23 protein-coding genes are annotated in these 25,793 nt (G+C 69.4%); 11 read left to right on the forward strand and 12 right to left on the reverse strand.

All coding sequences use genetic code 11. From position 1 onward, the window contains the following. Nucleotide 1: 1 nt before the first annotated feature. Genes AB0M56_RS26780 through AB0M56_RS26800 form a run of 5 tightly spaced genes read right to left on the reverse strand, consistent with a single transcriptional unit; the run spans nucleotide 2 to nucleotide 4,272 of the window. Nucleotides 2-868 (reverse strand): biotin-dependent carboxyltransferase family protein, encoded by an 867-nt coding sequence (locus AB0M56_RS26780; protein ID WP_364180452.1) that lies wholly within the window; start codon nucleotides 866-868, stop codon nucleotides 2-4. Further along, the gene (pxpB, locus tag AB0M56_RS26785) at nucleotides 868-1,467 is read right to left on the reverse strand and encodes a 5-oxoprolinase subunit PxpB (RefSeq protein WP_364180453.1); all 600 of its coding nucleotides are present in this window, start codon (nucleotides 1,465-1,467) and stop codon (nucleotides 868-870) included. The genes AB0M56_RS26780 and pxpB overlap by 1 nt, the downstream gene beginning before the upstream one ends. Next, a complete protein-coding gene (locus AB0M56_RS26790; RefSeq protein ID WP_364180455.1) occupies nucleotides 1,467-2,216 on the reverse strand; it encodes a 5-oxoprolinase subunit PxpA in 750 nt (249 codons plus the stop codon). The genes pxpB and AB0M56_RS26790 overlap by 1 nt, the downstream gene beginning before the upstream one ends. Continuing rightward, a complete protein-coding gene (locus AB0M56_RS26795) occupies nucleotides 2,207-3,001 on the reverse strand; it encodes a putative hydro-lyase (RefSeq protein WP_364180457.1) in 795 nt (264 codons plus the stop codon). The genes AB0M56_RS26790 and AB0M56_RS26795 overlap by 10 nt, the downstream gene beginning before the upstream one ends. Next, nucleotides 2,998-4,272: an MFS transporter gene (locus AB0M56_RS26800; RefSeq protein ID WP_364180459.1), complete on the reverse strand. Its 1,275-nt coding sequence runs from the start codon at nucleotides 4,270-4,272 to the stop codon at nucleotides 2,998-3,000. The genes AB0M56_RS26795 and AB0M56_RS26800 overlap by 4 nt, the downstream gene beginning before the upstream one ends. Before the next feature lie 124 nt (nucleotides 4,273-4,396). On the opposite strand from AB0M56_RS26800, the gene AB0M56_RS26805 reads away from it, so the two are divergent. Further along, on the forward strand, nucleotides 4,397-5,104 hold the full coding sequence (locus tag AB0M56_RS26805; protein ID WP_364180461.1) for a GntR family transcriptional regulator: 708 nt from the start codon (nucleotides 4,397-4,399) through the stop codon (nucleotides 5,102-5,104). A gap of 511 nt (nucleotides 5,105-5,615) precedes the next feature. Here the strand turns inward: AB0M56_RS26805 and AB0M56_RS26810 are convergent. The 5 genes from AB0M56_RS26810 to AB0M56_RS26830 form a co-directional block, all read right to left on the reverse strand. Next, a complete protein-coding gene (locus AB0M56_RS26810) occupies nucleotides 5,616-6,980 on the reverse strand; it encodes a ricin-type beta-trefoil lectin domain protein (protein ID WP_364180463.1) in 1,365 nt (454 codons plus the stop codon). A gap of 19 nt (nucleotides 6,981-6,999) precedes the next feature. Beyond that, a complete protein-coding gene (locus AB0M56_RS26815) occupies nucleotides 7,000-8,871 on the reverse strand; it encodes a ricin-type beta-trefoil lectin domain protein (protein WP_364180464.1) in 1,872 nt (623 codons plus the stop codon). Nucleotides 8,872-8,873: 2 nt separating this feature from the next. Beyond that, on the reverse strand, nucleotides 8,874-9,965 hold the full coding sequence (locus AB0M56_RS26820) for a ricin-type beta-trefoil lectin domain protein (RefSeq protein WP_364180466.1): 1,092 nt from the start codon (nucleotides 9,963-9,965) through the stop codon (nucleotides 8,874-8,876). A gap of 530 nt (nucleotides 9,966-10,495) precedes the next feature. Continuing rightward, nucleotides 10,496-11,740, reverse strand: coding sequence for a family 16 glycosylhydrolase (locus AB0M56_RS26825; protein WP_364180467.1), 1,245 nt, complete (start codon nucleotides 11,738-11,740; stop codon nucleotides 10,496-10,498). 352 nt (nucleotides 11,741-12,092) lie between these two features. Next, nucleotides 12,093-13,343: an ROK family transcriptional regulator gene (locus tag AB0M56_RS26830; protein ID WP_364180469.1), complete on the reverse strand. Its 1,251-nt coding sequence runs from the start codon at nucleotides 13,341-13,343 to the stop codon at nucleotides 12,093-12,095. Nucleotides 13,344-13,464: 121 nt separating this feature from the next. Here AB0M56_RS26830 and AB0M56_RS26835 point away from each other — a divergent pair, with 121 nt between their 5' ends. The 8 genes from AB0M56_RS26835 to AB0M56_RS26870 all read left to right on the forward strand — a co-directional run bounded on the left by AB0M56_RS26835 (nucleotide 13,465) and on the right by AB0M56_RS26870 (nucleotide 22,592). Then, nucleotides 13,465-14,661 (forward strand): ROK family protein, encoded by a 1,197-nt coding sequence (locus AB0M56_RS26835; protein ID WP_364180471.1) that lies wholly within the window; start codon nucleotides 13,465-13,467, stop codon nucleotides 14,659-14,661. A 201-nt stretch (nucleotides 14,662-14,862) separates the two neighbouring features. Then, on the forward strand, nucleotides 14,863-16,533 hold the full coding sequence (locus tag AB0M56_RS26840) for an ABC transporter substrate-binding protein (protein ID WP_364180473.1): 1,671 nt from the start codon (nucleotides 14,863-14,865) through the stop codon (nucleotides 16,531-16,533). A 21-nt stretch (nucleotides 16,534-16,554) separates the two neighbouring features. Next, a complete protein-coding gene (locus tag AB0M56_RS26845) occupies nucleotides 16,555-17,667 on the forward strand; it encodes an ABC transporter ATP-binding protein (protein ID WP_364180475.1) in 1,113 nt (370 codons plus the stop codon). Further along, entirely contained in the window at nucleotides 17,664-18,644 is a 981-nt protein-coding gene (locus AB0M56_RS26850; protein WP_364180476.1) for an ABC transporter permease, read from the forward strand. Before AB0M56_RS26845 ends, AB0M56_RS26850 begins: the two co-directional genes overlap by 4 nt. 3 nt (nucleotides 18,645-18,647) lie before the next feature. Beyond that, nucleotides 18,648-19,646: an ABC transporter permease gene (locus AB0M56_RS26855; protein ID WP_364180478.1), complete on the forward strand. Its 999-nt coding sequence runs from the start codon at nucleotides 18,648-18,650 to the stop codon at nucleotides 19,644-19,646. After that, nucleotides 19,643-20,659 (forward strand): ABC transporter ATP-binding protein, encoded by a 1,017-nt coding sequence (locus AB0M56_RS26860; protein WP_364180479.1) that lies wholly within the window; start codon nucleotides 19,643-19,645, stop codon nucleotides 20,657-20,659. The genes AB0M56_RS26855 and AB0M56_RS26860 overlap by 4 nt, the downstream gene beginning before the upstream one ends. Before the next feature lie 13 nt (nucleotides 20,660-20,672). Beyond that, complete coding sequence (locus AB0M56_RS26865; protein ID WP_364180481.1) at nucleotides 20,673-22,079, forward strand: GH1 family beta-glucosidase; 1,407 nt, start codon at nucleotides 20,673-20,675, stop codon at nucleotides 22,077-22,079. Nucleotides 22,080-22,238: 159 nt separating this feature from the next. After that, on the forward strand, nucleotides 22,239-22,592 hold the full coding sequence (locus AB0M56_RS26870) for a nuclear transport factor 2 family protein (RefSeq protein WP_364180483.1): 354 nt from the start codon (nucleotides 22,239-22,241) through the stop codon (nucleotides 22,590-22,592). On the opposite strand, the gene AB0M56_RS26875 is transcribed toward AB0M56_RS26870, so the two are convergent. Next, nucleotides 22,583-23,422: a TIGR03619 family F420-dependent LLM class oxidoreductase gene (locus tag AB0M56_RS26875; RefSeq protein WP_364180484.1), complete on the reverse strand. Its 840-nt coding sequence runs from the start codon at nucleotides 23,420-23,422 to the stop codon at nucleotides 22,583-22,585. The genes AB0M56_RS26870 and AB0M56_RS26875 overlap by 10 nt on opposite strands. Nucleotides 23,423-23,609: 187 nt before the next feature. Here AB0M56_RS26875 and AB0M56_RS26880 point away from each other — a divergent pair, with 187 nt between their 5' ends. Both AB0M56_RS26880 and AB0M56_RS26885 read left to right on the forward strand, forming a co-directional pair. Beyond that, on the forward strand, nucleotides 23,610-24,323 hold the full coding sequence (locus AB0M56_RS26880) for a DUF2306 domain-containing protein (protein ID WP_364180486.1): 714 nt from the start codon (nucleotides 23,610-23,612) through the stop codon (nucleotides 24,321-24,323). A gap of 9 nt (nucleotides 24,324-24,332) precedes the next feature. Further along, complete coding sequence (locus AB0M56_RS26885) at nucleotides 24,333-25,058, forward strand: decarboxylase (RefSeq protein WP_364180488.1); 726 nt, start codon at nucleotides 24,333-24,335, stop codon at nucleotides 25,056-25,058. Here the strand turns inward: AB0M56_RS26885 and AB0M56_RS26890 are convergent. Then, entirely contained in the window at nucleotides 25,055-25,786 is a 732-nt protein-coding gene (locus AB0M56_RS26890) for a dienelactone hydrolase family protein (RefSeq protein ID WP_364180490.1), read from the reverse strand. The genes AB0M56_RS26885 and AB0M56_RS26890 overlap by 4 nt on opposite strands. Between the last annotated feature and the right edge of the window lie 7 nt (nucleotides 25,787-25,793).

The following is a 25,793-nucleotide window of genomic DNA, read 5'->3' on the forward strand; positions in this document are numbered from 1 at the left end:
GTCAGCCTTCGCGGCTCAGCGCGAAGCGCACGCGCTGCCCGGGCCGCAGCTGCGCGGCGACGTCGAGGTCGGGTTCGCGGACGACGGCGGGCACGGGATAGCCGCCGGTCACGGGGTGGTCGGCGAGGAAAAGGATCGGCACGCCCGAGGGTGGCACCTGCAGTGCACCCGGCACGGCGGCTTCCGGCGGCAATTCGCCGGAGCGTGCGCGGTCGAGCGGCGGCCCGTCGAGCCGGACGCCGACGCGGTCGAGGTCGGTGGTCACCGTGTAGCGGGAGGTGACCAAAGTGGACAGTGCTGTCCGCGTGAACCAGTCGAGGCGCGGCCCGGGGGTGACGCGTAGAACCGGTTCTTCCGAAAGCCGGGCCAGCGGAGCCAGGTCGACGACCGGCTGACCGGCGACGACGTCCCCCACCGGAAGGGTCATGCCCGGAGCCAGGGGCGGCGGCCCGAGCCCGCCCATGGTGTCGGTGGCCCGCGCGCCGAGCACAGGCCGCACGTCGAAACCGCCGCGGACAGCGACGTAGCAGCGCAGGCCGCGGGTGGCGGTGCCCAGCGCCAGCTCCTCGCCCACCCGCAGCATGATGGGTCCGTTCGGTGCGGCCGCTCGCCGCCCGGCCCACACCGCGACCTCCGCACCGGTGACGGCGACCAACGCGCCTTCGGAGACCCGCAGCCGCAACCCACCGAGCGTCACTTCCAGGGCCGCGTGCGTCTCGGGATTGCCGACCAGCCGGTTCGCCAGCCGCAACGACGAACGGTCCGCCGCCCCCGACCGCCCGACCCCGACGGCGGCGAGACCGGGCCGGCCCAGGTCTTGAACGGTCGCGAAGGGACCGGTCGCGAGCACTTCCACCTTCCCGGTCATCACACCGCCTCGAACCGCACGCGCGTGCCCGGCGTGAGCCGGTTGGGCGGGTCGCGCTCGACGTCCCAGACCGGCAGCGAAGTCGTCCCCACCAGGTGCCAGCCACCGGGGGACGGGCGGGGGTAGACGGCCGAGTACTCGCCCGCGATGGCGACCGAACCGGCGGGCACGCGGGTGCGTGGCACGGAACGGCGCGGCAGGTGCAGCGCGGGATCCAGGCCCGTCAAGTAAGCGAAACCCGGCGCGAAGCCGCAGAACGACACCACGTACGAAGCCGAGCTGTGCAAGGACACGACCTCCCGCACCGACAACCCCGAAGCCTCCGCGACATCGGCGAGATCCGCCCCGTCGTAGCGCACCGGCACGGTGACGGCACCCGAAGAGCCGGTGGCAACATCCACAGTGGACACCGAAGACAACAACCGCGTCAACGAAGCCACCTCCACCACCGCAGGATCGAACCGCACCAACAGCGTCCGCGCGGCCGGCACCAGCTCCACCACCCCGGCCGGCAGATCCGCCTCCAACGCCGCCTGCAACCCGAGCACGTCCTGAGCCTCCACGAGAACCGCGGAACCGCCGTACGGCAACACGGCCATCACACGAACGACTCCACCGTGACCCCCGCCTCCGTCAACGAAGCACGAATCCGCCGCGCGATGTCCACGGCCCCCGGCGTATCACCGTGCACGCAGAGGGAAACCGCCCTCAGGTCGAGCTTCCCGCCGGCCACATCGAGGACCGAACCCGTCGTTGCCATGGCCGTGGCGCGCTCGGCGACCGCGTCGGCGTCGTGCAGCACCGCACCCGGCAGCTTGCGGGACACGAGCTGCCCCTCCGGCGTGTAAGCCCGATCGGCGAACGCCTCCGCGTACCCCGTCACGCCGGCCGCCGAAGCCGCGCGCAGCATCTCGGAGTCCGGCGGGCACAACAGCGCCAACCCGGTGCCGAACTGCCGCACGCCCTCCACGAGCGCCGCCGCCTGCGCCGGATCCACCGCCGCCGTGTTGTACAGCGCACCGTGCGCCTTCACGTACTTCACCGAAGACCCCGCAGCTCGCGCGAAAGCGTCCAACGCGCCGATTTGGTACAGCACGTCGTCCGTGAGGTCCGCGGGCGCGATGTCCAGCGCCCGGCGGCCGAAGCCGGCGAGGTCGCGGTACCCCACGTGCGCCCCGATCGTCACGCCCCGCTCGGCCGCGCGGGCGCACACCCGCCGCATCACGCCGGGGTCGCCCGCGTGGAAGCCGCACGCGATGTTCGCGCTGGTCACGATGTCAAGCATCGCCTCGTCGTCGCCCATCCGCCACGTGCCGAAGCCTTCGCCGAGGTCACTGTTCAGATCCATGTCACTCCCGTCTCGCGCTGGTCTGTCAAGAACATGTACCCCGGCGCGTGCGTGATGGCGAACGGCGGCCGCGAAGCCATCACCGCCGCCTGGGGGGTGACGCCACAGGCCCAGAACACCGGCACGTCGCCGGGTTCCAGGTCCACGGCGTCGCCGAAGTCGGGCCGCGCCCGGTCCGCGATGCCCAGCGCGGCCGCATCGCCGACGTGCACCGGGGCGCCGGGCAGCGAGGGCGACGCCGAGGTGATCCGCACGGCCTCGTCGAGCAGTTCGGCCGGGACCGGCCGCATCGTCACCACCAACGGTCCGTGCAGCCGCCCGGCCGGCGTGCACGGACGGTCGGTCACGTACATCGCGACGCCGCGCCCCTGCGTCAGGTTCCGCAGGGGCACTCCGCCCGCGACCAGCGGCGCCTCGAACGAGTAGGTGCAGCCGATCGAGAACGCCACCATGTCGCTGCGCCACAGGCCCGTCGCGTCGCCGACCTCGCCGGTCAGCACCCCGTTGTGCCACACGCGGTAGCGCGGCAGATCGGTGCGCAGGTCGGCGCCCGGCGCGAGCCGCGATCCCGGGTCGCCGGGCCGGCTGACGTCGAGCACTGGGCACGCGCGCGGGTTTCGCGCGCAGAACAGCAGCACATCGTCGGCCCAGTCCTGCGGCACGGCGATCAGGTTGGCCTGCGCGTAGCCCCGCGCCCAGCCCTCGGTCGGCCGCTCGGTGCCCGCGCGGAAGAGCGCGCGGGCCTCGGCGGGTGTCAGCGTGGCTGGGTCGCGGAACGTGGTCATGACCCGATCCCGGTCAGTTCCCGTCCGCGGGTTTCGGGCAGGCCCAGTAACGCGAGCGCGGCGATCGCGTACCCGACGGCACCGAGCGCGATCGCGCCACCCGCGCCCATGAACCCGACCACCGCGGGGAACGCGGCACCCACCGCGCGCCCGAAGTTGTACGTGAAGCCCTGGCCAGTGGCCCGCACCTCGGTCGGGTACAGCTCCGCGAGGTACGCGCCGAAGCCGCTGAAGATCGCCGACGTCGAGAACCCCAGCGGGAAGCTGATCAGCGGCATGAGGCCGTTGGCGCCGTAGGGTAGCTGCACGAACAGCACGATCAGCGCCGCCGACAGCACCGAGAACAGCAGGAAGGTTCGCTTGCGCCCCAACAGGTCCGCGAGGTACCCGCCGCAGACGTAGCCGATGAACGCGCCGGGGATCAGCAGCGCGAAGTACCCGCCGGTGCCGACCACGGACAGGCCGCGGGCAGTCTTGAGGTACTGGGGCAGCCACGTGAACAGCGTGTAGTACCCGCCCTGGACACCGGTCGCGAGCAGCGCCGCGAAGAGCGTGGTGCGCAGCAGGCCGGGGCGGAAGATGCCGGCGAGCGAACCGCGCGCCTTGGTCTTCAGAGTCGTCAGCCGGCGTTCGGTCACGTGCTCCGCGTCGGTCACGCGGCGGCGCACCCACAGCACGAGCAGCGCCGGCAGCACACCGACCCAGAACAGCACGCGCCACGCGACGGCGTCGTCGAGCACGCTGAACAGCACGGTGTAGACGATCACCAGCAGGCCCCAGCCCACGGCCCACGCGCTCTGCACGAACGCGACGGTCCGGCCGCGGTAGCGCGCCGAGCAGTACTCGGCGACCAGCGCGGCGCCGACGGCCCACTCGCCACCGAAGCCGAGGCCCTGCAAGCCGCGGAACACCAGCAGCGTCTCGAAGTTCGGTGCGAAACCGCAGAGCACCGTGAAGACCGTGTACAGCGCGATGGTCAGCTGCAGCGTGCGGACGCGGCCGATGCGGTCGGCCAGCACGCCGGCGCCGATGCCGCCGATCGCGGAGACGACCAACGTGGTCGTGCTGAGCAGGCCTGCCTCGCCGGAGGAGATGCCGAAGTACGCCGTGATGGCGGCCAGACCGAACGGCAGGGTCTGGTAGTCGAAGGAGTCGAGTCCGTAACCGCCGAAGGCGGCGAAGAAGGCGCGCTTGCCCTTGGGTCCGAGGGAGCGGAACCACTCGAACGGCCGGGCCGCACTCGTGATGCCTGCTGTCACGTTCGTGTTCATGGGTACCTCGCAGGGAGAGTTCTCATAGTGGCACGAGTCACATGGCAGTCACCGTACGGATCGTTGAACAATTCCACAAGTCTCTCATTTTATCGTTCTCAACCCTGCGGCTACGCTGGGCGACGTGGTCACCGACGAGAGCCCGCTGGGCCTGGAAGCCGACCGCGGCCTGCTGAGCCGCACGAGCACCGCGGAGCGGGTCGCCGGAGTGCTGCGCACGCGCATCGCAGAGGGCTTCTTCCTGCCCGGCGGCCGGCTGTCGGAGCAGGACATCGGCAACGCGCTGGGCGTCTCACGCAACACGCTGCGCGAGTCGTTCCGCCTGCTCACGCACGAGCGGCTGCTCACCCACGAGCTCAACCGCGGCGTCTTCGTCCGCGTGCCGACGGTCGACGACGTGCGCGACATCTACCGTGTCCGCAAGCTCGTCGAGTGCGCCGCGGTCCGCGGGATCTCCGAGCGGCCGGCGTCCTACGACCAGATTGCGGCCACGGTCGCCGAGGGTGACCAAGCAGCCGAAACCGGCCGTTGGCAGGACCTCGGCACGGCGAACATCCGGTTCCACAGCGAGCTCGTCGCGTTGACCGGGAGCGAGCGCGTGGTTGAGCTGATGCAGGGCCTCACGGCCGAGCTGCGGCTGGTGTTCCACGTGATGGCCGACCCGCGGCGGTTCCACGAGCGCTACCTGCCGCGCAACCGCGAACTGCTCGGGCCGCTCGGAGAAGGAGACGGTCGGCGCGCGGAAAAACTGCTCGCGGCTTACCTCTCCGACGCGGAAGCGCAGCTCGTCGAGGCGTACTCGGAGCGTTCGGTGGACGGCGCGAGTCTGTAACTCACGGTGGTGGTCCAAACCGGACTGCCCGCCGTCTCGCGCCGGGGCGGGATCCGTGTCAGGGGCCCGAAAATCGCCGTGACCCGACGGGAAAGTGTGTGCTGCGCCATGGAAAACGTTTGCCACGAGTTGCGCGTCCGTGACGCAGGAACGGCACTACTTCCGTCGGAAAAGGGATGAAGCACTTGCTTACATAGCGTGCTTTCGCGCGGATGGGCACCCGAATGTGGCCGTTCGTGCCGTCCGTAGTCTGGGTGGTGTCAAGATCGCGGACACCTGATTAACGTCTTCATCAGGTCGCGTGAAGCGATGGGCCCCCCACGCCCCGGAACCCCCAGACGGGGCGTGGGCCCCTTCGCGAAGACCGAATCGGGATGGTCGCCCCCAGTGCCCGATCCGGCGTGCGTGGCCAGGAGATGGTGGAGATGGTGGAGCAACGGCGAACCGTGGTCCCCGGGGGGAGATCACGGTTCGCCGCTGCGTTGTTTCCGATTCAGTCCACTTCGGATCCTCAGCCGGCGTACTGGGCGAACACCTTGGTGTAGTCCCACGGCTGCTGCGAGACCTTCGAGCAGCTGTCGTCCGGACCACCCGTGCACGGTCGGTCACGGTTGGCCGACCAGAACGTCAGCCGCGACAGGTGATGCTGGTTCGCGTAACCCAGGATGGTGGTGAAGTCCGCCACGGTCACCGTCTCGTTCTGGTCGGTGATGCCGTTCATGGACGAGATGCCCATGTGCCGGTAGGCGTTGTCGTCGGTGTAGCCGAAGGCGTTCTTGACGACGTTCTTCAGGCCCTCGGCCGCACGTGTGGTGAGGGTGCCCATGTTCTGCCCGGCGCCGCCGAAGTCGAACGGCATGATGACCCAGCCGTCGGCCGCGAAGCCGGACTGCGCCGCGCGGTTGACCAGGCTCGAGTCCGGGCCGCTGGTGCCCGTGCCGAACGTGACGTAGATCTTGATGCCCGGGTTGTTGGCACGCACGGTCTTGAGCGCATCGACGGTGCGCTGCTGCACCGTCGGGTTGCTGTAGGCGTCGGCCTCGATGTCGATGTCGATCGCCTTGAGGCCGTAGGCGTTGATCACCTTCTGGTACGCCGACGCGAGCTCACCCGCGCTGCCGCACGAGGACTCCAGCTTGTTGCCGCTGTAACCGCCGAACGACGGGATCACGTCGCCGCCCGCGCCGCGCACGGTGTTGATCGTGCCCTGGTCCACGCCGCCGGTGAGTGCACGCGCGCCGTCCCACTGCGGGTTGCAGTAGCCGTTGGACAGCACGAACGCCAGCGTGAACCACTTCACGCCCGTCGCGTTCATGATCGTGGTCGGATTCGGCGGCGCGCCCCAGCCGTTGTAGATGTACGGGGCCACGGCCATCGCGCCGGCCGAAGGCGGCGGAGTCGTGTCGCCGCCGCCGGAAGGCGCGGTCCACTTCTGGTTGGCCGTGCCGGTACACGTCCAGATCTGCAGGCGCGTGCCATCGGCCGAGCTCTGGCCGGTGGCGTCGAGGCACTTGTTCGCCGCGGTGTTCACGATGTCGTGCGCGGCGCTGACCGTCCACTGCTGCGCGCCAGTGCCGTTGCAGTCGTACAGCTGCACCTTGGCCCCGTCGGTGGTGGCTGCCGAGGCCACGTCGAGGCACTTGCCGAGCGCCCGGATCGTGCCGTCGGAGCCGACGTTCCACTGCTGTGCCGTGGTTCCGTTGCAGCCGTAGAGCTGCACGGCGGAACCGTTGGCGCTGTTCGCGCCGGCGACGTCGACGCACTTGCCGCCGAGGCCGGTGATCTGCCCGGTCGCCGCCTGCGCGTCGGCCGGGATCAGGGTGACGGCGGAGGCGGCGAGCAGGCCGCCTAGTGCCGCGAGGACTCTTCTTCTCATCGGGGACTCCTGGGGAGGGTTACGGTGTGGTCCACTTCTGGTTGGCCGCGCCGGTGCACGTCCAAATCTGCGTGCGCGTGCCGTTGGCCGAGGTGTTTCCGGTGACGTCGAGGCACTTGTCGGCGGCGGTGTTCACGATGTCGCGGGACGAGTTGGCCGTCCATTGCTGCGCGCCGGTGCCGTTGCAGTCGTACAGCTGGACTTTCGAACCGTCCGTTGTGGACGCAGAACTGACGTCGAGGCACTTGCCCAGTGCCCGGATCGTGCCGTCGGAGCCGATGGTCCACTGCTGTGCGCCCGTGCCGTTGCAGTCGTAGAGGTCGACCGCGGTGCCGTTGGCGCTGTTGGCGCCCGCGACGTCGAGGCACTTGCCGCCCAGCCCGGTGATCTGGCCGATGCGGCCGGTTGGCGGCGTGGTGGTGCCCCCGCCCGCCTGCGTGCCGTTCCACGTGAACGTGGCCGACGTGTGGCCCGGCAGCGTGTAGGTGAACGACTGCCCGCCCCAGTTCACGCGCACGCTCTGGTTGCCCGTGCCCGAGTTGTACGCGATGAGCGCCTTGGACCCGTCCGGGTTCTTCCACGCGACGTTGCGCACGGTGGCGTTGTCGTTCGAGTCGATCCGCACCGCGCCCGGCTTCACGAACTTGGTGAGGTGGCCCATCGTGTAGTACTCGACGGTGTAGTCGACCTGGCCGTTGCGCCCGTCTCCGTTGTGGACGGTCACGAGGCCGGTGCAGGTGTCACAGCCGCCGTTGTGCGGGTTGTGGGCCTGGTCCATCGCGAGGCTCCACTTGGTGACCGTGCGGCTCCAGTTGCGCGTGTAGTCGACGATGTTGTTCATGTCCTCGGCCTGCTGGTTCGACACCCAGGTGCCGCCGGAGTGCTCGGTCGAGTACGCGTTGACGTTCGGATACTGGTTGTGCACGGTCGTCTGCTGCGAGACGTTGCCGCCGTACCCGTGCCACGCCATGCCACCGAAGTTCGGGTCGTCGCGGATGGCCGGGTCGTCCATCGTCGGCGCGGCGAAGGACTGGTACTGGTCCCAGTTCCAGTCCAGCGCCAGGACCTTGGTCGACAGCCCCGCGGAATGCAACGCGGGCAGCAGGTTGTTCTTGGTGAAGTAGGCCAGGCCCGAGCCGTTCCAGTTCGTGGACGGGTAGCTCGCGCAGCACGTCGGCTCGTTCTGCACAGTGAGGTAGTTGATCGGCACGCCCGCGTTTTGATACGCCTGCACGTACTTCACGAAGTACTGGGCGTAGGCGTTGTAGTACTGCGACTCGACCCAGCCGAGCTTGTAGTCGTCGTTGTCCTTCATCCACGGCGGTGCGCTCCACGGAGAAGCCATCACCTTCAGCTGCGGGTTGAGCTGTTTGGCCTGCTGCGTCAGCGGCAGCACGTCCACCTGGTCGTGGGCGATGGAGAAGTGCTGCAGGTTCGGGTCGGTCCGCCCGGCGGGCATGTCGTCGAACGTGTAGCTGTAGCGCGCCAGGTCCGACGCGCCGATCGGGTTGCGCAGGAAACTGATGCCGATGCCGGCGTTGGGATCGAACAGCTTCTGCATCACCTGGTTGCGGGTGCTCGCGGACAGCAGGTTGCTGGAGTTCAGCAGGTATGCCGCGCTGTCGGTGAAGGACGCGCCCGCGCCTTCGAACTGCTGGTAGGTGGTGTTCTCGTTGACGTTGATCGTGGCCTGGCCACTGCCGGTGCCGGCGGAGAACGCGATGGGCGTCTGCTGCTGCAGGCCGCGCGTCACGTTCACGCCCTTGGCGTCGTCGGTGGTGGTGAGCCAGATGTTCACGGCCTCGCCGGCGGCCTGCGCGGTCGGGACGGCCATTGTGGACAGCGCCAGGGCCGCCGCGCCGAGCAGCGGGAGCAGGTGGCGTTTGCGCATGCCTACGACACCGTCCACTTCTGGTTGGGGGTGGCGGCGCACGTCCAGATCTGCAGGCGGGTGCCGTTGGCGGAGCTGTTGTCCGTGGCGTCGAGGCACTTGCCGGAGGCGGCGTTCACGAGATTGCCGGTCGAGTTCCGGCTCCAGCGCTGGACCGCGCCGCCGGTGCAGTCCCAGATCTGCGTCTTGGTGCCGTTGGCGGTGCCGGCGGCGTCGAGGCACTTGCCGAGTGCGCGGATCGTGCCGTCGGAGCCGACGGTCCACTGCTGCGCGGTGGTGCCGTTGCAGTCATACAGCTGCACGGCGGTGCCGTTGGCGCTGTTGGCCGCAGCGACGTCCACGCATTTGCCGCCGAGGCCGGTGATCTGGCCGGCGCCACCGGTCGGCGGGTCGGTCTGGCCGCCGCCGACCCAGGTGCTCGCCGACGACTCGCCGACGCTCACCGCGGTGTTGTGGTTCTCGATCGGGTTCACGTGCGTGTTCGGGAACACGACGTAGGTGACCGGTCCCTCGGTGCCGCCGGTGCTCGGGTCGGGGTCGATGCCGAGGCTCACGGCCGTGGCGTAGGACGCTTCGCCGATGATGCTCGTCGGGCCGGTGTCACCGACGACCGCGTAGGTGACTTTGTTGTTGTAGATGACGGCGACCACCGAGCCACCGTCGATCCCGTACTGGCGGTAGTCCCAAGTGGACGTCGGCTGTGGCAACACGATGTAGGGCAGCTGCGCCGCGTTCAACGGCTGGTCGGTGGACGTGTGGAATGCCGTGTCCGGGTAGAAGCAGCAGTCGGTGTTCTCGTTGCACTGCGTCGTGCGCTGGCCGTCGCAGTCGATGTCCATGTCGGCTTTGAAGAACACGGCACCGCTGGACTGGCAGACGGGGACGGTGGCGGCGCCGCCTTCGTCGTAGCTGTACTTGCCGTTGGAGATCTGCTGACAGGAGTTGGTCTTGGCGAGCAGCTGGGCCGCGGTGGGGGCTGCGGCTGCGGCGGCCGGTGCCGCTGGTGTGGCTGGTGCCGCTGAGGCTGTGGTGCCGGAGAGGAAGGAAAGCGCTAACAGGACACACCCTGCCAGCGCGACGAGGAATCGCCGCATGTGTTTCTCCTTGGGGGAAGGGGAGATCCCGGTGAGGACCGGGTTTTCCACAGGCGAGGCGAGTTGTGGACAACATCGCCGTCCGTGGCCGTGTGGCCACTTTTTGTCACACCTCGCCGGTAGAATGGAATGGGGACGCCCCCCTTGGGAGGGCGGGGGCTGTCTGTCGGGCCGTTTGGGGTGGGGAGAAAAGCTCGGTGGGGACGGGAAAGCTCGGTGGGGACGGGGAAAGCCCGGTGGGAGCGGGAGAGCCCGGTGGGGAACGGGTGGATCGAGCGCGTTCGCGGACACCCCGGCGGATGCCTCTCGGGTGGAGGCGGGCCGGTGGGGATCCGGGGCGCCGGGTGGCGTGATCCGGTCGGGGTCACGCCACCCGGGCGAACGGGGAGCCGGTGGGGACCGGAGTGGAACACCGCGCGAGGCTGCCGGAGGAGGGAGAGGAGGCGAGCAGCCCCGCGCGGCGGCTTTGAAGGGCACCGGGAAACGCGTCGGCTTTTGTTGTGGCGCAGCGCGTACCGGCGGTCAGTAGATCAGGGTGCGGTCCACTTCTGGTTGGCCGCGCCCGTGCAGGTCCAGATCTGCAGGCGGGTGCCGTTGGCCGAGCTGTTGCCGGTGGCGTCGAGGCACTTGTTCGCGGCCGGGTTCACGATGTCGTGCGCCGAGGTGACTACCCATTGCTGGGCGCCGGAACCGTTGCAGTCGTATAGCTGCACGGGAGTTCCATCGCTGGTGCCGGCCGAGGTGACGTCCATGCACTTGCCCAGCGCCCGCAGGGTGCCGTCGCTGCCGACGGTCCAGTTCTGCGCCGCGTTGCCGTTGCAGTCGGTGATCTGGATGGGTGTGCCGTTGGCGCTGTTGGCGCCCGCGACGTCCACGCACTTGCCGCCGATGCCGGTGATGCGCCCGGTGCTCCCGCTCGGCGGCGTGGTGCCGCCGCCGGTGCTCGTGGTCACGTGCACGTAGTCGACGACCAGCTGCTGCGGGAACTGCGTGCTGCCGTTGGGGTCGCCGGGCCAGTAGCCGCCCACGGCGAGGTTCATGATGATGAAGAAGTTGTGGTCGTAGACCCAGCGGTTGCCGTTGAGATCGGCCGGCGTGCGGGTCTGGTAGACGTTGCCGTCGACCGTCCAGACGATCTTGTTGGGCGACCAGTCCACGGCGTAGGTGTGGAAGTCGTCGGAGAAGTTGGGGCCGCTGTAGCCGGCGCCGATGCCGCCCGCGCCCGAGTAGCCGGGGCCGTGGATGGTGCCGTGCACGGTGTTGGGCTCGAAGCCGACGTTCTCCATCACGTCGATCTCGCCGTCGGCCGGCCAGTTGCCGCCGCCGAGCATCCAGAACGCGGGCCACATGCCCTGACCGCGCGGGAGCTTCATGCGGGTCTCGAAGTGGCCGTAGGCCTGGCTGAACTTGCCGGAGGTGTTGAGGCGCGCGGACGTGTACTCGCAGCGGCCGTACCAGCAGTTGTAGTTGCCCGGGTTCTCGCGCTTGGCCGTGATCACCAGGTGGCCTTGCCCGTCGAGCGCGGCGTTGTTCGTGCCGGACGTGTAGTACTGGCGCTCGTGGTTGTTGACGTTGTCGCCGGTTTCGTAGTTCCACTTCGAACCGTCGGCCGGGCTGCCTGCGGACCCGTTGAAGTCGTCGGTGAAGCTGGCCGCCGCCGCGGCTTCTGTGGGCGCGAAGACGGCGGGCGTCGCCTGCACTCCGACGGCCAGCAGCGAAGCGGCCGCGAAGAGCCCGGCCCAGCGGGAACGTCTCAGAGAACGTGAGATGGACATCGTTGTCACCTCTTCTTGCGGAGGGGACCGCGCTTTCACGCGCAGCACGAAAACGCGGTGGGGCGGAGGAGAGCACGGCGGGGGGACCGTGCGGTTCTCGGCCGAGCGCTTCGTGTCCACTCCGGAGGTGGACCGCAGGCGGGCGGCAGGGGTCGGACTAATCGGACTACTTTGTTGTGCCTGGCAACAAAGTAAAAGCAGTATGCATGGTCCGTACCACTGCGGCAATGGCGGATGTGAGAATTTTTTCAACCCGAATTAAGGGGCGCCGGTTGTCGCCCAGGTGATCGACGGTGATCACCGGCCGGTCACCTGGGGTTCTCGGGAATGTTCGCTGGGTGACAACGGGGTTCTAGGCCGCGCCCGCGCCCGAGCGGATCGCGGGGGCCGGCTTGACCAGAAGTCGCGGATCGGCGCCCTGTTCCAGGAGGTCGGCGACGGGCAGGGTGGCGGCGCCCGTCGCGACGGCGTCGAGACCCAGGTGCCCGAGCTGGATCGTGGTCTCGCCGAACGGGTGGCTCAGCGCGTGGGCCGACGCGGTGGAGCGGATCAGCGGCAGCAGGCGCTCGCCGAGGGCGAGGCCGGCCCAGCCGCCGACGACGATGCGCTCCGGGTTGAACAGGTTGATCAGGTTCGCGATGCCGGCACCGAGGTAACCGGCCGTCTCCTCGAGGACCTTCTGGGCCGACTTCGAGCGGTCGGCCGAGGCGAGGAGCGCGGCGAACTGGTCCTGCTCGGTCTCGCCGGGCACGGGCTTGCCGCGGGCGCGGCGGTAACGCGCGAGCACAGCCTCGGCGCCGATGTAGGCCTCGAGGCAGCCGTGCGAACCGCAGCGGCAGGCCTGCCCGCCGTAGACGATGGTGGTGTGACCCCACTCGCCGGCGCTGCTGGTGGAGCCGCGGTAGGTGGCGCCGTCGGCGATCACGGCCGCGCCGACGCCCGAGCCGATGAGCACGATCACCGCGTGGCGCGCGCCGCGCCCGGCGCCGAACCACATCTCGGCTTGGCCCTGGGTTTTGGCACCGTTGTCGACGAACACGGGCAGCTCGATGCCGGCCGCGCGCAGGTCGTCGGCCAGCGCGACGGAATCCCAGCCGATGGTGGGCGCGTGCACCAGCACGCGTTCGCCCTGCTCGACCGTGCCGGGCACGCCGACGCCCACGCCGATCACGGCCGACTCCTCGGCTCCGGCGGACGTGATCACCTCGCGCAACCCGGAGACGACGGCCGCGACGACCGCGGCCGGTTCGGTGCGCGCCGGTGACAGCTCGTGCTCGACTGTGGCCAGCCGTTGCATCGCGAGGTCGAACAGCTCCACGCGCACGCCCGTCTCGCCGATGTCGACGCCCGCGACGTAGCCGTACGCCGGGTCCACGCGCAGCAGCACGCGCGGCCGTCCGCCGTCGGATTCGACCAGGCCGGCCTCGGTGATGAGCCGTTCCTCGCCGAGCTCGGCGGTCACGTTGCTGACCGTCGCCGCCGAAAGGCCGGTGAGCTGGCTCAGTTCGTGCCGCGACAGCGGGCCGTCGAAGTACAGTTTCGACAGCAGCAGGGAACGGTTGTGCCGCCGCAGATCTCGGACGGTCGTGCGCTTGGTCGCCATGTGACACCCATCTGGCCTCGAACTCTCCCGGCACCAGGATGCCTGATCACCGTAAGTTGTGGCCATGTATTAACTAGTGAACTAAGTCCCGAACATATGGACGTCTGGCAGAATCCCCCAGGTGACGAGGGTGCTCCGGCAGACAACCCGTGATCTGAGGCGGCACAACCGCGCGGCGCTCCTGTCGTCGCTCTACCTGAGGGGGCCGGTCAGCCGGCTCGAACTCGTCGCCGAGTCCGGGCTCAGTCCCGCGACCGTGACGAACGTGGTCGCGGAACTCATTGGCGACGGTGTGGTGGCCGAGGCCGGTTCCGTCGAGTCCGATGGTGGCAGGCCGCGCACGCTGCTGCGCGTCCGGCCCGAATACGGGCAGGTCGTAGGCGTCGACGTCGGCGAGACCCACGTGCGCGCCGGGCTCTTCGACTGCGCGCTCGGGACGCTCGCGACCGTGCAGCACCCGCTCGCGGGCAGCAACCCCGACCCGGCGGAAGTGGTGGAGCTCGCGCGGGCCGGCGTCGCCGAGGTGCTGTCGGCCGGTGCGTCTCGTGTGCTCGGCGTGGGCGTCGGCGTGCCGGGCGCGGTGCGGGACGGCGGCATCGTGCACGCCCCCACGCTCGGCTGGGCCGGCGTCGCCTTCGCCGACCTGCTGCGCGCTCACGCACAGTTCGCCGACGCGCCCCTGCACCTCGACAACCGCGCCCGCACGCTCGGCCAGGCCGAGATGTGGCTCGGCGCCGGTCGCGGAGCCGGCCGCGCCGTGATCGCGCTGCTCGGCGTGGGCGTCGGCGCGGCCTTCGTCACCGACGGTGGGTCTTTTCCCGGCATCACGACCAGTGAGTGGGGCCACACCGTGGTGCAGGCAGCGGGCGCTGCCTGCCGCTGCGGTTCGCGCGGCTGTCTGGAGGCCTACGTCGGTACCGAGGCCGTGGTCCGCCACTACGCCGAGAGCCCGGGCGCCCGGCCGCTGCCCGGCGTGGACAGCGAGAGCCGGCTCGCCGAGCTCGTCGCCCTGGCCGAAAGGTCTGGTCCAGCTGCCGAAACACTCGCCGCGACGGGTGAATACCTGGGCATCGGCATCGCGAATCTGATCAACCTCCTGGCGCCCGACCGGGTTGTGCTGGCAGGCTCGGCGGGAGCGATCATGGGCCCGGCGATCCTGCCGCACGTCCGTGACGCCGCCGCCCGGCACGCGCTCGGCTACCTCGCCGAGGCGACCGTGGTCGAGCTCGGGGAGCTGGGCCGGGAGGCTGTCGCGCTGGGTGCGGCGACGTTGCCGATCGCGGCGTTGCTGGCGTCGGGCGGGCGTTCAGCCGGCTGAATCTCCTTGCCCTGCAAGGAGATCGATGGGCGGACACCGAGCGTGAGCCTTTCTTTCAGTACTTAAACTTAGGCACAAAATGTTACCGCCGTGTTATTGACGTGACCCGAGTCACCCGGGTTGACTCCGTCCTGTCGCGCGGCCGGACCGAGCTCTGAAGAGCACGGGCGGAATCCGTAGCACCAGGACCTAGGAGGACGAATGCGAGTGAAGCGCTCCGTCGTCGCAGCGCTCGTCGCCGTGGTGGCAGCCGCGGTGCTCGCCGCTTGTGGCGGCGGCTCGAGCAGTGCGGGTGGCGGCGGCAACGCCGCGGCCGTGCTGAACGTCGGCATGCCGAACGGCCCGCAGGCCGAGAACAACAACCCGTTCCTGGAGACCTCGGCGGCAGCGTCGCTCGGGTACCGCTACGTGATCTACGAGCCCCTCGTGATGCTCAACCGCGTGAAGCCGCAGGAAGCCGGCAAGCCGTGGCTGGCCACGAAGTGGGACTGGTCGGACAACTACAAGAAGCTGGTCCTGACCATCCGCGACGGAGTCAAGTTCTCCGACGGCACGCCGATGACCGGCGACGACGTGGCCTACACGTTCCAGCTGCTGCGCGACAACAAAGCGCTGAACATCGACTCGGTGCCCTACAAGGACATCACCGCGAGCGGGAACCAGGTCACCCTGGGCTTCGACACCTCGCAGTTCGTGAACCAGGTCAAGATCTTGCAGACGATCGTGGTGCCCAAGCACATCTGGTCGCAGATCAAGGACCCGTCCACCGACACCGTGAAGAACCCGGTGGGCACCGGCCCGTTCACGCTGAAGTCGTTCACCCCGCAGACGATCACCGTGAGCCAGCGCACCGGCTATTGGCAGCAGGCGCCGGCGGTCAAGGAGATCCGTTACACCTCCTACAACGACAACAACGCGCAGGTCGCCGCTCTCACCAGCGGTGCGGCCGAGTGGAGCTTCGTCTTCATCCCGAACTACAAGACCGTCTACGTGAACAAGGACCCGCAGCACTACAAGCTGTGGTTCCCGGCCCAGCTCGCGGTGCACGGCCTGTGGTTCAACACGGAGAAGGCGCCGTGGAACAACGCGAAGCTGCGCCAGGCGATCAACAAGGTCATCAACCGCGACGACATCTTCAACCAGGGCGAGGCCGGCTACTTCTACCCGAAGAACGACCAGGTCACCGGCATCCCGACGCCGGCGGGTGACTCGTTCATCGCGTCGCAGTACAAGGGCCAGACCGTGAAGGTCGACGTGCCGGGCGCCAAGTCGCTGCTCACCGGCGCGGGCTTCTCCTACAACGGCAACCAGCTCGTGGACCCGAGCGGCAAGCCGGTGACCCTCAAGCTCACCGTGCCCTCGGGCTGGTCGGACTACATCACCGACCTCGAGATCATCAAGGACAACCTGTCGCAGATCGGCATCACCGCCACCGTCGAGAAGATGAACCAGGACGCGTGGACGAAGTCCGTCGACACCGGTGACTTCGAGGGTCTGCTGCACTGGACCAACGACGGTGCCACGCCATACGACCTGTACCGCGACGTGATGGACGGCAACCGCTACAAGCCGACCGGCCAGGGCGGCATCAACGGCAACTACGGCCGCTTCAAGAACGACCAGGCGACCCAGGCACTCGAGACCTACGCCAACGCCGCCGACGACGCGAGCCGCGCCACCGCGATGAACACGTTGCAGCAGATCATGATCGACCAGCAGCCGATGGTCCCGCTCATGGCGGCCAACTCCGGCGGCGAGTACAGCACGAAGAACTGGACTGGCTGGCCCGACGAAGCCAACCCGTACGGCCCCGCGCAGCCGACCCTGCGCAACGCGCTGGACATCGTCATGCACCTGAAGCCCGCGGCCTGATCTATGGCCGAGGACAACGCAGTGGCCACCCGGGAAGCCACCTCAGCCTCGCTCGAGGCGGGGGTGGCCTCCCCGGCCGGCGAGATCGAAACCGGGGCCTCGGACACGATCGTGCTCGAGGCCTCCGGGCTGACCAAGCACTTCCCCGTGCGCAAGCGCGGGCGCGAGGTGCTCACGAAGGGGCGCCGCAGCGTTCAGGCCGTCGACGACGTCGACCTGGTGCTGCGGCGCGGCCGCGTGACCGCGCTGGTGGGCGAGTCCGGCTCGGGCAAATCGACCGTGGCGCGGCTGCTCGCCCAGCTCTACCCGCGCACGAGCGGCGACATCCGGTTGCACGGCAAGTCCACGACCGTGAAGGGCGGCAAGGCTTTCCGGGCCTACTGCCGCAAGGTCCAGATGATCTTCCAGGACCCGTTCGCGTCGCTGAACCCCGTGCACACCGTGCGCTACCACCTCACGCGGGCGTTGAAGATCCACGACCGCGCGGGCAAGTCCGACGCTGACCTGGAGCAGGCGCTGCACGAGCTGCTCACGCGGGTGCAGCTGACCCCGCCGGAGCGCTACGTCGACAAGTTCCCCCACGAGCTTTCCGGTGGCCAGCGCCAGCGCGTCGCGATCGCGCGGGCGCTCGGCGCCGACCCCGAGGCACTGCTGGCCGACGAGCCGGTGTCCATGTTGGACGTCTCCATCCGCCTCGGCGTGCTGAACCTGTTGCGGGACCTGAAGGAACGCCTGCATCTCGCGATCCTCTACATCACGCACGACATCGCGTCGGCGCGCTACTTCGCCGACGAGACGCTGGTGATGTACGCCGGGCGCATGGTGGAGGGCGGCGATTCCGAGACCGTGACGCAGCAGCCCGCGCACCCCTACACGCGGCTGCTGATCGAATCGGCACCCGACCCCGACCGGCTCGACCCGGGCGCGGAAGCCGCACCGGGTGAAGCGCCGACGGAGAAGGGTTCCGGCGAGCCGCCGAGCCTGATCGCGCCGCCGTCGGGCTGCAGGTTCCACCCGCGGTGCCCAGTGGCGATGGAACGCTGCAAAATCGACCTGCCGCCGCGGTTCGAGGTGGACGACGCCCCCGGCCACTGGGCCGCGTGCTGGCTGTACGACTCGGCGGTGCGCCCGTGAGGTACCTGCTCCAACGGCTCGGCTTCTACCTGTTCACCGCGTGGGCCGCCGTCACGATCAACTTCTTCATCCCGCGGCTGATCCCGGGTGACCCGGTGCAGTCGCTCATCACGAAGAACCAGGGCACGCTCAGCGCGGACGCGATCCAGTCGCTGTACGTCCTGTTCGGACTCGACAAGAACGAAAGCCTGATCACCCAGTACTTCCACTACTGGGCTCAGCTCTTCCGCGGCGACCTCGGGCTGTCGTTCACCTTCTTCCCCTCGCCCGTGTCCGAAGTGATCGGCGACAGTCTGCCGTGGACGATCATCCTCGTCGGTTTCACCACGGTGGTGGGCTTCCTGATCGGCACCGGCCTCGGTGTCGTCGCGGGTTGGCGGCGCGGGTCCTGGGTGGACGGTCTGCTGCCGGTCACCACGTTCCTCTCGTCCATCCCGTACTTCTGGCTCGGCCTGATCGCGATCACGCTGCTGGCCGGCCCGGGCAGCTTCTTCCCGGCGTCCGGCGGCTACGACCCGGGCCTGGTGCCCGGCTGGGGTGGTGACTTCATCGGCAGCGCGATCCAGCACAGCCTGCTGCCGGCGATCACGATCCTCATCAGCTCCATGGGCAGCTGGATCCTCGGCATGCGCAACATGATGGTCACCGTCGCGTCGGAGGACTACATCACCGTCGCGCACGCCAAGGGCCTCAAGGAACGCCGCGTGATGGTGAGTTACGCCGCCCGCAACGCGCTGCTGCCGAGCGTGTCGGGTTTCGCGCTGGCGCTGGGTTTCATCGTGGGCGGCACGCTGCTGGTGGAGATCGTGTTCTCCTACCCCGGCGTCGGCTACGAGCTGTTCCAGGCCGTCGGCTCGCAGGACTACCCGCTGATGCAGGGCATCTTCCTCATCATCACGCTCTCGGTGCTGGTGGCCAACCTGCTCGCCGACGTCGCCTACCTCATGCTCGACCCGCGCACCCGGAAGGAGGGCTGAGTCGTGGCAGTTCCCGTAGCCGACCTCAAGGCCGCCGCGCCCGAGCCGCTCCCGGCCGACGCGATCGCCGGGCCCGCGGCCAAACGCCGGCGCTTCCGGTTCCTGACCGGCGGCAAGACGATCACCGGTCTCGTCCTGCTGACCTTCTTCGTGGTCATCGCGATCATCGGGCCGTGGATCGCGCCGTTCGACCCGTCCGCGCGCAGCAACGACCTGCTCGAATCTCCTTCGGGCAAGCACTGGTTCGGCACCACGCACCTCGGTCAGGACATCTTCAGCCAGGTCATCGTGGGCACGCGCAGCGTGATGCTCGTGGGGCTCACGGCCGGCATCGTGGCGACGATCCTCGCCGTGATCGTCGGTGTCACGTCCGGCTATCTCGGCGGGACGCCGGGTGAGGGCCTGTCGGCATTGTCCAATGTGTTCCTCGTGATCCCGGCGCTGCCGCTGATCATCATCATCGGCACAGCGCTGCCCAGTGGCGGCGACTACCTGGTGGCCGTGATCATCGGCTTCACCTCCTGGGCGTGGGGCGCACGGATCCTGCGAGCGCAGACGCTTTCCTTGCGAAGGAGGGAATACGTCGAGGCATCGCGGGCGAGCGGCGAGTCGACGTGGCGGATCATCTTCTTCGAAATCCTGCCGAACCTCACCGCGGTGATCGCGTCGAGCTTCGTGGGCACGGTCGTGTTCGCGGTGATGTCGGAGATCACGCTGGCGTTCGTCGGCGTCTCCAGCTTCTCGGAGTGGAACTGGGGCACGATCCTGTTCTGGGCGCAGAGCCAGCAGGCGCTGGCGCAGGGCGCGTGGTGGTGGTTCGTGCCGGCGGGGCTCGCGATCGCGATCCTCGGCACCGCGTTGTCGCTGCTGAACTTCGGCATCGACGAGTTCGTGAGCCCGCGGCTGCGGTCGAGCGGCAAGACCAAGGCGAAGAACGCCGAGGGCAAGACGGTGCGCCTGCGCGTCGGCTTCACGCCCGTGCTGGGCCGGGAGAAACAATGATCGAACCCGTACTCGAGATCAAGGGCCTGGACGTCGACTACGGCCTCGGTGCCGACGCTGTGCACGCGGTGCAGGACGTGCACCTGACGCTGCACCGCGGCGAGGTGCTCGGTCTGGCCGGTGAAAGCGGCAGCGGAAAGTCCACTTTGGCCTACGGCCTGACTCGGCTGCTCCCGCCGCCGGGCGTGATCCGCGGTGGCAGCGTGGTCTACCACCCCGGCGACGGCGAGCCGTACGACGTGCTGAAGCTGACGCCCAAGCAGTTGCGCGACTTCCGCTGGGCCGAAACGTCCATTGTGTTCCAGGGCGCGATGAACTCGCTCAACCCGGTGCACAAGGTTTCGGTGCAGCTGATGGACGTGATCAAGGCCCACGATCCGCGCAGCACCAAGGCGGCCCGGCTCGCCCGGGCACGTGAGCTGCTGCGCCTGGTGGGCATCGCGGCCGACCGGCTCGACGCGTACCCGCACCAGCTTTCCGGCGGCATGCGCCAGCGCGTGATGATCGCGATGGCGCTGGCGCTGGAGCCGCGCGTGGTGATCATGGACGAGCCCACCACGGCACTCGACGTGGTGATGCAGCGCCAGATCCTGGCGCAGCTCGTGGAACTGCGCGAGCGGCTGGGCTTCTCGGTCCTGTTCATCACCCACGACCTGTCGCTGCTGGTGGAGTTCTCCGATCGCATCGCGATCATGTACGGCGGCCGGATCGTGGAGCAGGCCCGCGGCGTGGACCTGTACCGCGATTCGCTGCACCCGTACAGCGACGGTCTGCTGCACTCGTTCCCCGCGCTGCGCGGGCCGCGGCGTGAGCTCACCGGCATCCCCGGCTCGCCGCCCGACCCGCGGTCGCTGCCGGTCGGGTGCGCGTTTTCGCCGCGGTGCCCGCACGCGTTCGATCGCTGCACCACCGAGGTGCCGGTGCTCGGCGTGCCCGCCGACCGTGACGATCCCGCGCGCAGCGTGGCGTGCTGGCTGCACCCGGCCGACTCCGTCGCCGCCGTCAAGTCGTAGATAAGGAGACCCCTTGACCGAGACCACCGACGCTGCGACCCGCGAGCAGCAGGCGCTGATCGACTCGCTGCCGCCGGACTTCCGGTGGGGCGTGGCGACGGCCGCGTACCAGATCGAGGGCGCGGTGGCCGAAGACGGGCGCACACCGTCCATCTGGGACACCTTCTGCCGGGTCCCGTGGGCGATCGACAACAACGACAACGGCGACGTCGCGTGTGACCACTACCACCGCATGCCCGAGGACGTGGGGCTCGTCAAGGAGCTCGGCGCCGACACCTACCGCTTCTCCGTCGCGTGGCCGCGCGTGCAGCCCAACGGCAAGGGCCCGGTCAACGAGGCCGGGATCGGGTTCTACGACCGGCTCGTGGACGAGCTGCTGGCCAAGGACCTCGCGCCGTGGCTCACGCTGTACCACTGGGACCTGCCGCAGGAGCTCGAAGACGCGGGCGGCTGGCCGGCGCGCGATACCGCGTACCGCTTCGCCGACTACTCGATGCTCGTGTTCGACCGGCTTTCCGACCGCGTGCGCCACTGGACGACGCTCAACGAGCCGTGGTGCTCGGCCATGCACGGCTATGTGCACGGCGTGATGGCCCCGGGCCGGCGCGACTTCGCGGCCGGCATGAAGGCGATCCACCACCTGCTGCTCGGCCACGGCCTGGCCACGCAGCGCATGCGCGAGGCCGCACCCGAGGGCACGCAGTTCGGCATCACGCTCAACATGGGCACGTCCGACGCCGCGTCCGGCAGCGAGCTCGACCGCGAGGCCGCGCGCAACGCCGACGGCATGGGCGTGCGTGTCTACCTCGATCCCTTGGTGCGTGGCTCCTATCCCGCGGACGTGGTGGCGGACATGGCTGTTCGCGGCGCCGAACTGCCCATTGAGGACGGTGATCTGGAGATCATTTCGACTCCACTGGACTTCCTGGGCGTGAACTACTACTTCGGCCAGCAGTACTCGGGCGTCGACGAGCAAGGCCGCACCGTGGGCGAGGACGGCTTCCCGGTGCAGCGCGCCGTGCCGTTCGGCGAGCCCACCACGGCCATGGGCTGGGAGATCCTGCCGGGTAAATTCACCGAGCTGCTCACCCGCCTCGGCCGCGACTACCCCGGTTTGCCCATGTACATCACCGAAAACGGCTCGGCTTTCGACGACGCGCCCGACGCCGACGGCTTCGTCCGCGACGAGGGCCGCACGGCTTACCTGGCTTCGCACCTGGCCGCGGTGGCCGCCGCGCGCTTGGCAGGCGTGGACATCCGGGGCTACTTCGCGTGGTCTCTGCTGGACAACTTCGAGTGGGCGTACGGCTACGCCAAGCGCTTCGGCCTCGTGCGCGTGGATTACGAAACGCAGGTGCGCACGATCAAACAGAGCGGCCTGTTCTACCGGGACACGGTGCGGCGGGTCCGCGGTTCCTGACCCACCCCGGGGGGTGAAGAGAAGGGCACCTCGATTCTCGTCGAGGTGCCCTTCATCTCGGTTCGGGACTGAACGACTTCGGCTCTGCGCGAACTTCCCTTCACTCGGCAGGTTTCCAGGCCACGATGGCGTTCTACCGCGTGATGAAGGAGCCTCCCCGTGGACCCGACCTTGCTCGACGCCGAACACCGCCTCCAGGCCGCGCAGCTGGCCGGTGACGTCGGTGCGCTCGACGAACTCCTGGACGACCGCCTGATCTTCACCTTCGGCTCGGTCGCTTCGAAGGCCGACGACCTGACTGGTCACCGCAGCGGCAGCCAGGTCCTGACCGAGCTCGTGGAGGAAGACCTGCGGGTGTTCTCGGAAGGGACGACCGGCGTCACGTGGTTTCTCGGCCGTCTGTCGGGTTCGCTCGGCGGTGAGCCCTTCACCGCGCGGATGCGCTACACCCGCACGTGGCTGCGCACGTCGGACGGCTGGCGGGTGATCGCCGCCCACGCCAGTTACGCGTGAAGGGCGAACCGGTCGGCGAACGCGGACAGCTCGTCGAGCCGCTCCTGCGGATCGGCGCTTCCGGCCGAGACGACCACGCGGGTCACGCCTTCGGCGGCCAGCGCGTCGATGCCCTCTGACGTGAGCTCGGTCGAGCCCCACCGCGTGTAGTCCGGTGTGGGGCGGCCCGCTTCGTCGGCGACGGCGCGGACCAGGTCGAACAAGGCGACGCGGTCGTCAGGGGTGAGCGAGCCGCCCGGAAACCAGCCGTCGCCGCGCAACCCGGCCCGGCGCGCGGCGGCACGGCTGGACCCGCCCACACGAATCGGGATGGTGCCGACCGGTTTGGGGTAGCTGCAGAGGTCGTCGAACTCGACGAACTCGCCGTGATGGCTCACACCTTCGGCACCACCCGTCCACAGTAGACGAAGAATGTCGAGCGCCTCGTCCGCACGACGGCCTCGCGTCCGGTAGTCCACCCCGGCCGCCGAAGCCTCGTGTGGCAGCGCCCCAACGCCGACGGTCACCAGACGCAGCCGGCCGCCGGACAGGACATCGAGCGTGGCCAAGCGCTTCGCCAGCGCGACCGGTTGGTGGTACGGCAGCAGCAGCACCCCGGTCCCGAGCAGCAGCCGGTCGGTGACCGAGGCGACGTGGGCGAGGCATTCGAGCGGGTCGGCGTAGGGCAGCGTCGGCGGAATCTCCCACCCGCCGAGCTTGACGCCTGGGCGCGAGGCCAGGTGTTCCGGCAGGAGGAGCCCCTCGAAGCCGCACGCCTCCGCGTGGCGCGCGAACGCCACGAGGCCCTCGAGCCCGTGGAACGCCGGGTTGTAGCTGACCGCGAACCGCATCGTGCCTCCGCTCGAGTGGATGGCGGAGACGGTAAACGTTGCCGCGCGCGTCAAGGCAAGCCCGAAGATCACCCGGCCGAGGGTAAGGCTGTCCCCACCCGGCCGACGCCAGCGCGCACCATGGTTGCGCCACCCCTGCCGGATCTACGTTCGTAGAGCATCAGGCGACGAGCGAGGGAGAGTGGCCATGACGGCGGGGACGGATCTGCGACCACCGCGGGTGCCGGCGCAGCAGCCGCGCACGACGAAGAAGCGCCGCCCGTGGATCGGGGTGCTGGGGCTGGTCGTGGTGGCCTTCCTGGCGTACTCGCTGCCGCCGTACCTCGCGCTCGACCCGGCGCAGTCGCGCGTCCCGGCCCCGGCCGGTTTCGGCGCGCACTACTGGTTCCTCGTGGGCCATGTGGTGTTCGGCTCGATCGCGATGATCTGCGCGGTCGTCCAGATCTGGCCGTGGATCCGCCGCCGCTTCCCGGTGGTGCACCGCTACGCCGGCCGCGCCTACGTGTTCGGTGGCGTGCTGCCTTCCGGCGTGATGGCCCTGACGATCGGCGCCGCCAGCCCCTTCGGCCCCGCCACGCGAGCCAGCGACGTCATGCTCGCGGTCATCTGGATCGGCTGCACTTGGGCCGGCTACCGCGCCGCTCGTGACCGTCGCTTCGGTGACCACCGCCGCTGGATGATCCGCAGCTTCGCGCTGACCATGTCGATCATCCTCAACCGCCTGATCTCGCCGATCGCGATGATCATCCTGGAACCCCGGATCGCCACCACCTTCGGCGGCAGTGAGGTCGCGTTCATGCAGTCCATCGCGGCCATTGCCGCCTGGGTGAGCTGGACGGTCGCCCTGATCGGTGCCCAGCTGTGGCTGGAGCGCAAACCGAAGAAGGCCGTCGCCGCCTAGTCTCGGGCCATGCGACTCGGCCTGCTCTACCCGACCCGGAACGCCGGTGAGGACGACTTCCTCGACCTCGCCGGCCGGCTCCATCCCGCTCTCGACCTGGCCGTCCGCTACTTCCCGTGGCCGTCCGATGTGGACGACGTGGGGGAGCTGGATCTTGCGCAAGTCATCGACGCCGTCCGCCGCCTGGGCTCGGACGACCACCTGGCCACGGCCCTGCGCGACCTCGAACCGTTCGACGCGGTCGCCTTCGCCGTCACCAGCTCCAGTTTCTTGACCGACACCCGGCACCAGCTGGAGACGCTGCGCCGTCTCTCCGGCGCCCCGGCCACCAGCACCACCGCCGCGTTCCAGGATGCGATCCGTTTCCTCGGCTTCGACACGGTCGCCTTGGCCTCGGTCTACCACCCGAGCCTCTCCGACCGGTTCATCGCGCGAATCCGGGAAGCCGACGCCGACGTCGTCCACCGCGTCGACGCCTCCGCCGGCTCCGACCGCGAGCTCGCCGCATGGCCGGCCGAGCGGATCATCGACCTCGTCGCGCGGGCCGCGCACCCGGCGGCGCAGGCCGTGCTCGTGCCGGAAACCGCCCTGCACGCCAACCGCCTCACCGTCGACCTCGAGCGGGCCGCCGGCTGCCCCGTCCTCACAGCCACCCAGGTCACGCTCTGGGCCGCCGCCCGGCTCGTCGGAGCACGGCCCACCGCCGAAGGCGCCGGTCCGCTTTTCCGCCCTTAGCGCGGCAAGTTCTCCGCGAACAGCTCGGCCAGCGCGGCCCAGTGGCGCTCGGCGGCGGCAGGGTCGTACGTGTCGTTGTCCGGCACCGCGAACCCGTGCTTGGCGGGATACGTCTCCAGCGTGTGCCGCACGCCCTCGCCGACGAACGCTCCACGCAACCGCTCGAACTGCTCGGGCGGGAACGCGCTGTCGTCCCGCGCCGCCGCGACCAGCACGGACGCGCGGATCCGGTCGGCCAGCAGGTGCGGGCTGTCGGGATCGTCGGCGGCGAGGTTGCCGCCGTGGAACGAAGCGGCGGCCGCGACGCGCGACGGGAAACGCGCGGCGGCCCACAGCGAAAACCGCCCTCCCATGCAGTACCCGGTCGTCCCCACCAGCGAGCCCGCGACTTCGCCGCGCCCGGACAGGAAGTCGAGGTACGCGCCGGTGTCGCGCACCGCCATCTCCGCTGTCACGCTCCCCGCGAGCCGGGTCAGCCGCTGCCGTTCCTCGGGCACGGTGAAGACCGTGGTGACGTCGAACGGCGCGAACGGCGTGCGGTAGTAGCCGTCCGGCAGGAGGACGACGTAGCCGAGCGCGCAGAGCCGGTCCGCCATCTCGGCGAACGTCTCCCGGACCCCGGCCGCGTCGGCGTACAGGATCACCGCGGGGCCGGCGCTCAGTGGCGTGTGCAGTGTGGCCGTGCAGAGGCCGTCCGGCGTGGTGATGGTGACCGCGATCCTCGACATGTCGCCA

This window comes from Amycolatopsis sp. NPDC051372 (assembly GCF_040682095.1).
Taxonomy (GTDB): Bacteria; Actinomycetota; Actinomycetes; order Mycobacteriales; family Pseudonocardiaceae; genus Amycolatopsis.

Excerpts from the sequence above, each read along its gene's own strand:
- AB0M56_RS26890 (WP_364180490.1), bottom strand. The coding sequence starts at position 25,786 with ATGTCGAGGATCGCGGTCACCATCACCACGCCGGACGGCCTCTGCACG.
- AB0M56_RS26815 (WP_364180464.1), bottom strand. The coding sequence starts at position 8,871 with ATGCGCAAACGCCACCTGCTCCCGCTGCTCGGCGCGGCGGCCCTGGCG.
- AB0M56_RS26795 (WP_364180457.1), bottom strand. The coding sequence starts at position 3,001 with ATGACCACGTTCCGCGACCCAGCCACGCTGACACCCGCCGAGGCCCGC.
- AB0M56_RS26800 (WP_364180459.1), bottom strand. The coding sequence starts at position 4,272 with ATGAACACGAACGTGACAGCAGGCATCACGAGTGCGGCCCGGCCGTTC.
- AB0M56_RS26880 (WP_364180486.1), top strand. The coding sequence starts at position 23,610 with ATGACGGCGGGGACGGATCTGCGACCACCGCGGGTGCCGGCGCAGCAG.
- AB0M56_RS26860 (WP_364180479.1), top strand. The coding sequence starts at position 19,643 with ATGATCGAACCCGTACTCGAGATCAAGGGCCTGGACGTCGACTACGGC.
- AB0M56_RS26830 (WP_364180469.1), bottom strand. The coding sequence starts at position 13,343 with ATGGCGACCAAGCGCACGACCGTCCGAGATCTGCGGCGGCACAACCGT.
- AB0M56_RS26810 (WP_364180463.1), bottom strand. The coding sequence starts at position 6,980 with ATGAGAAGAAGAGTCCTCGCGGCACTAGGCGGCCTGCTCGCCGCCTCC.
- AB0M56_RS26825 (WP_364180467.1), bottom strand. The coding sequence starts at position 11,740 with ATGTCCATCTCACGTTCTCTGAGACGTTCCCGCTGGGCCGGGCTCTTC.
- AB0M56_RS26875 (WP_364180484.1), bottom strand. The coding sequence starts at position 23,422 with ATGCGGTTCGCGGTCAGCTACAACCCGGCGTTCCACGGGCTCGAGGGC.
- AB0M56_RS26840 (WP_364180473.1), top strand. The coding sequence starts at position 14,863 with ATGCGAGTGAAGCGCTCCGTCGTCGCAGCGCTCGTCGCCGTGGTGGCA.
- AB0M56_RS26780 (WP_364180452.1), bottom strand. The coding sequence starts at position 868 with ATGACCGGGAAGGTGGAAGTGCTCGCGACCGGTCCCTTCGCGACCGTT.
- pxpB (WP_364180453.1), bottom strand. The coding sequence starts at position 1,467 with ATGGCCGTGTTGCCGTACGGCGGTTCCGCGGTTCTCGTGGAGGCTCAG.
- AB0M56_RS26790 (WP_364180455.1), bottom strand. The coding sequence starts at position 2,216 with ATGGATCTGAACAGTGACCTCGGCGAAGGCTTCGGCACGTGGCGGATG.
- AB0M56_RS26885 (WP_364180488.1), top strand. The coding sequence starts at position 24,333 with ATGCGACTCGGCCTGCTCTACCCGACCCGGAACGCCGGTGAGGACGAC.
- AB0M56_RS26820 (WP_364180466.1), bottom strand. The coding sequence starts at position 9,965 with ATGCGGCGATTCCTCGTCGCGCTGGCAGGGTGTGTCCTGTTAGCGCTT.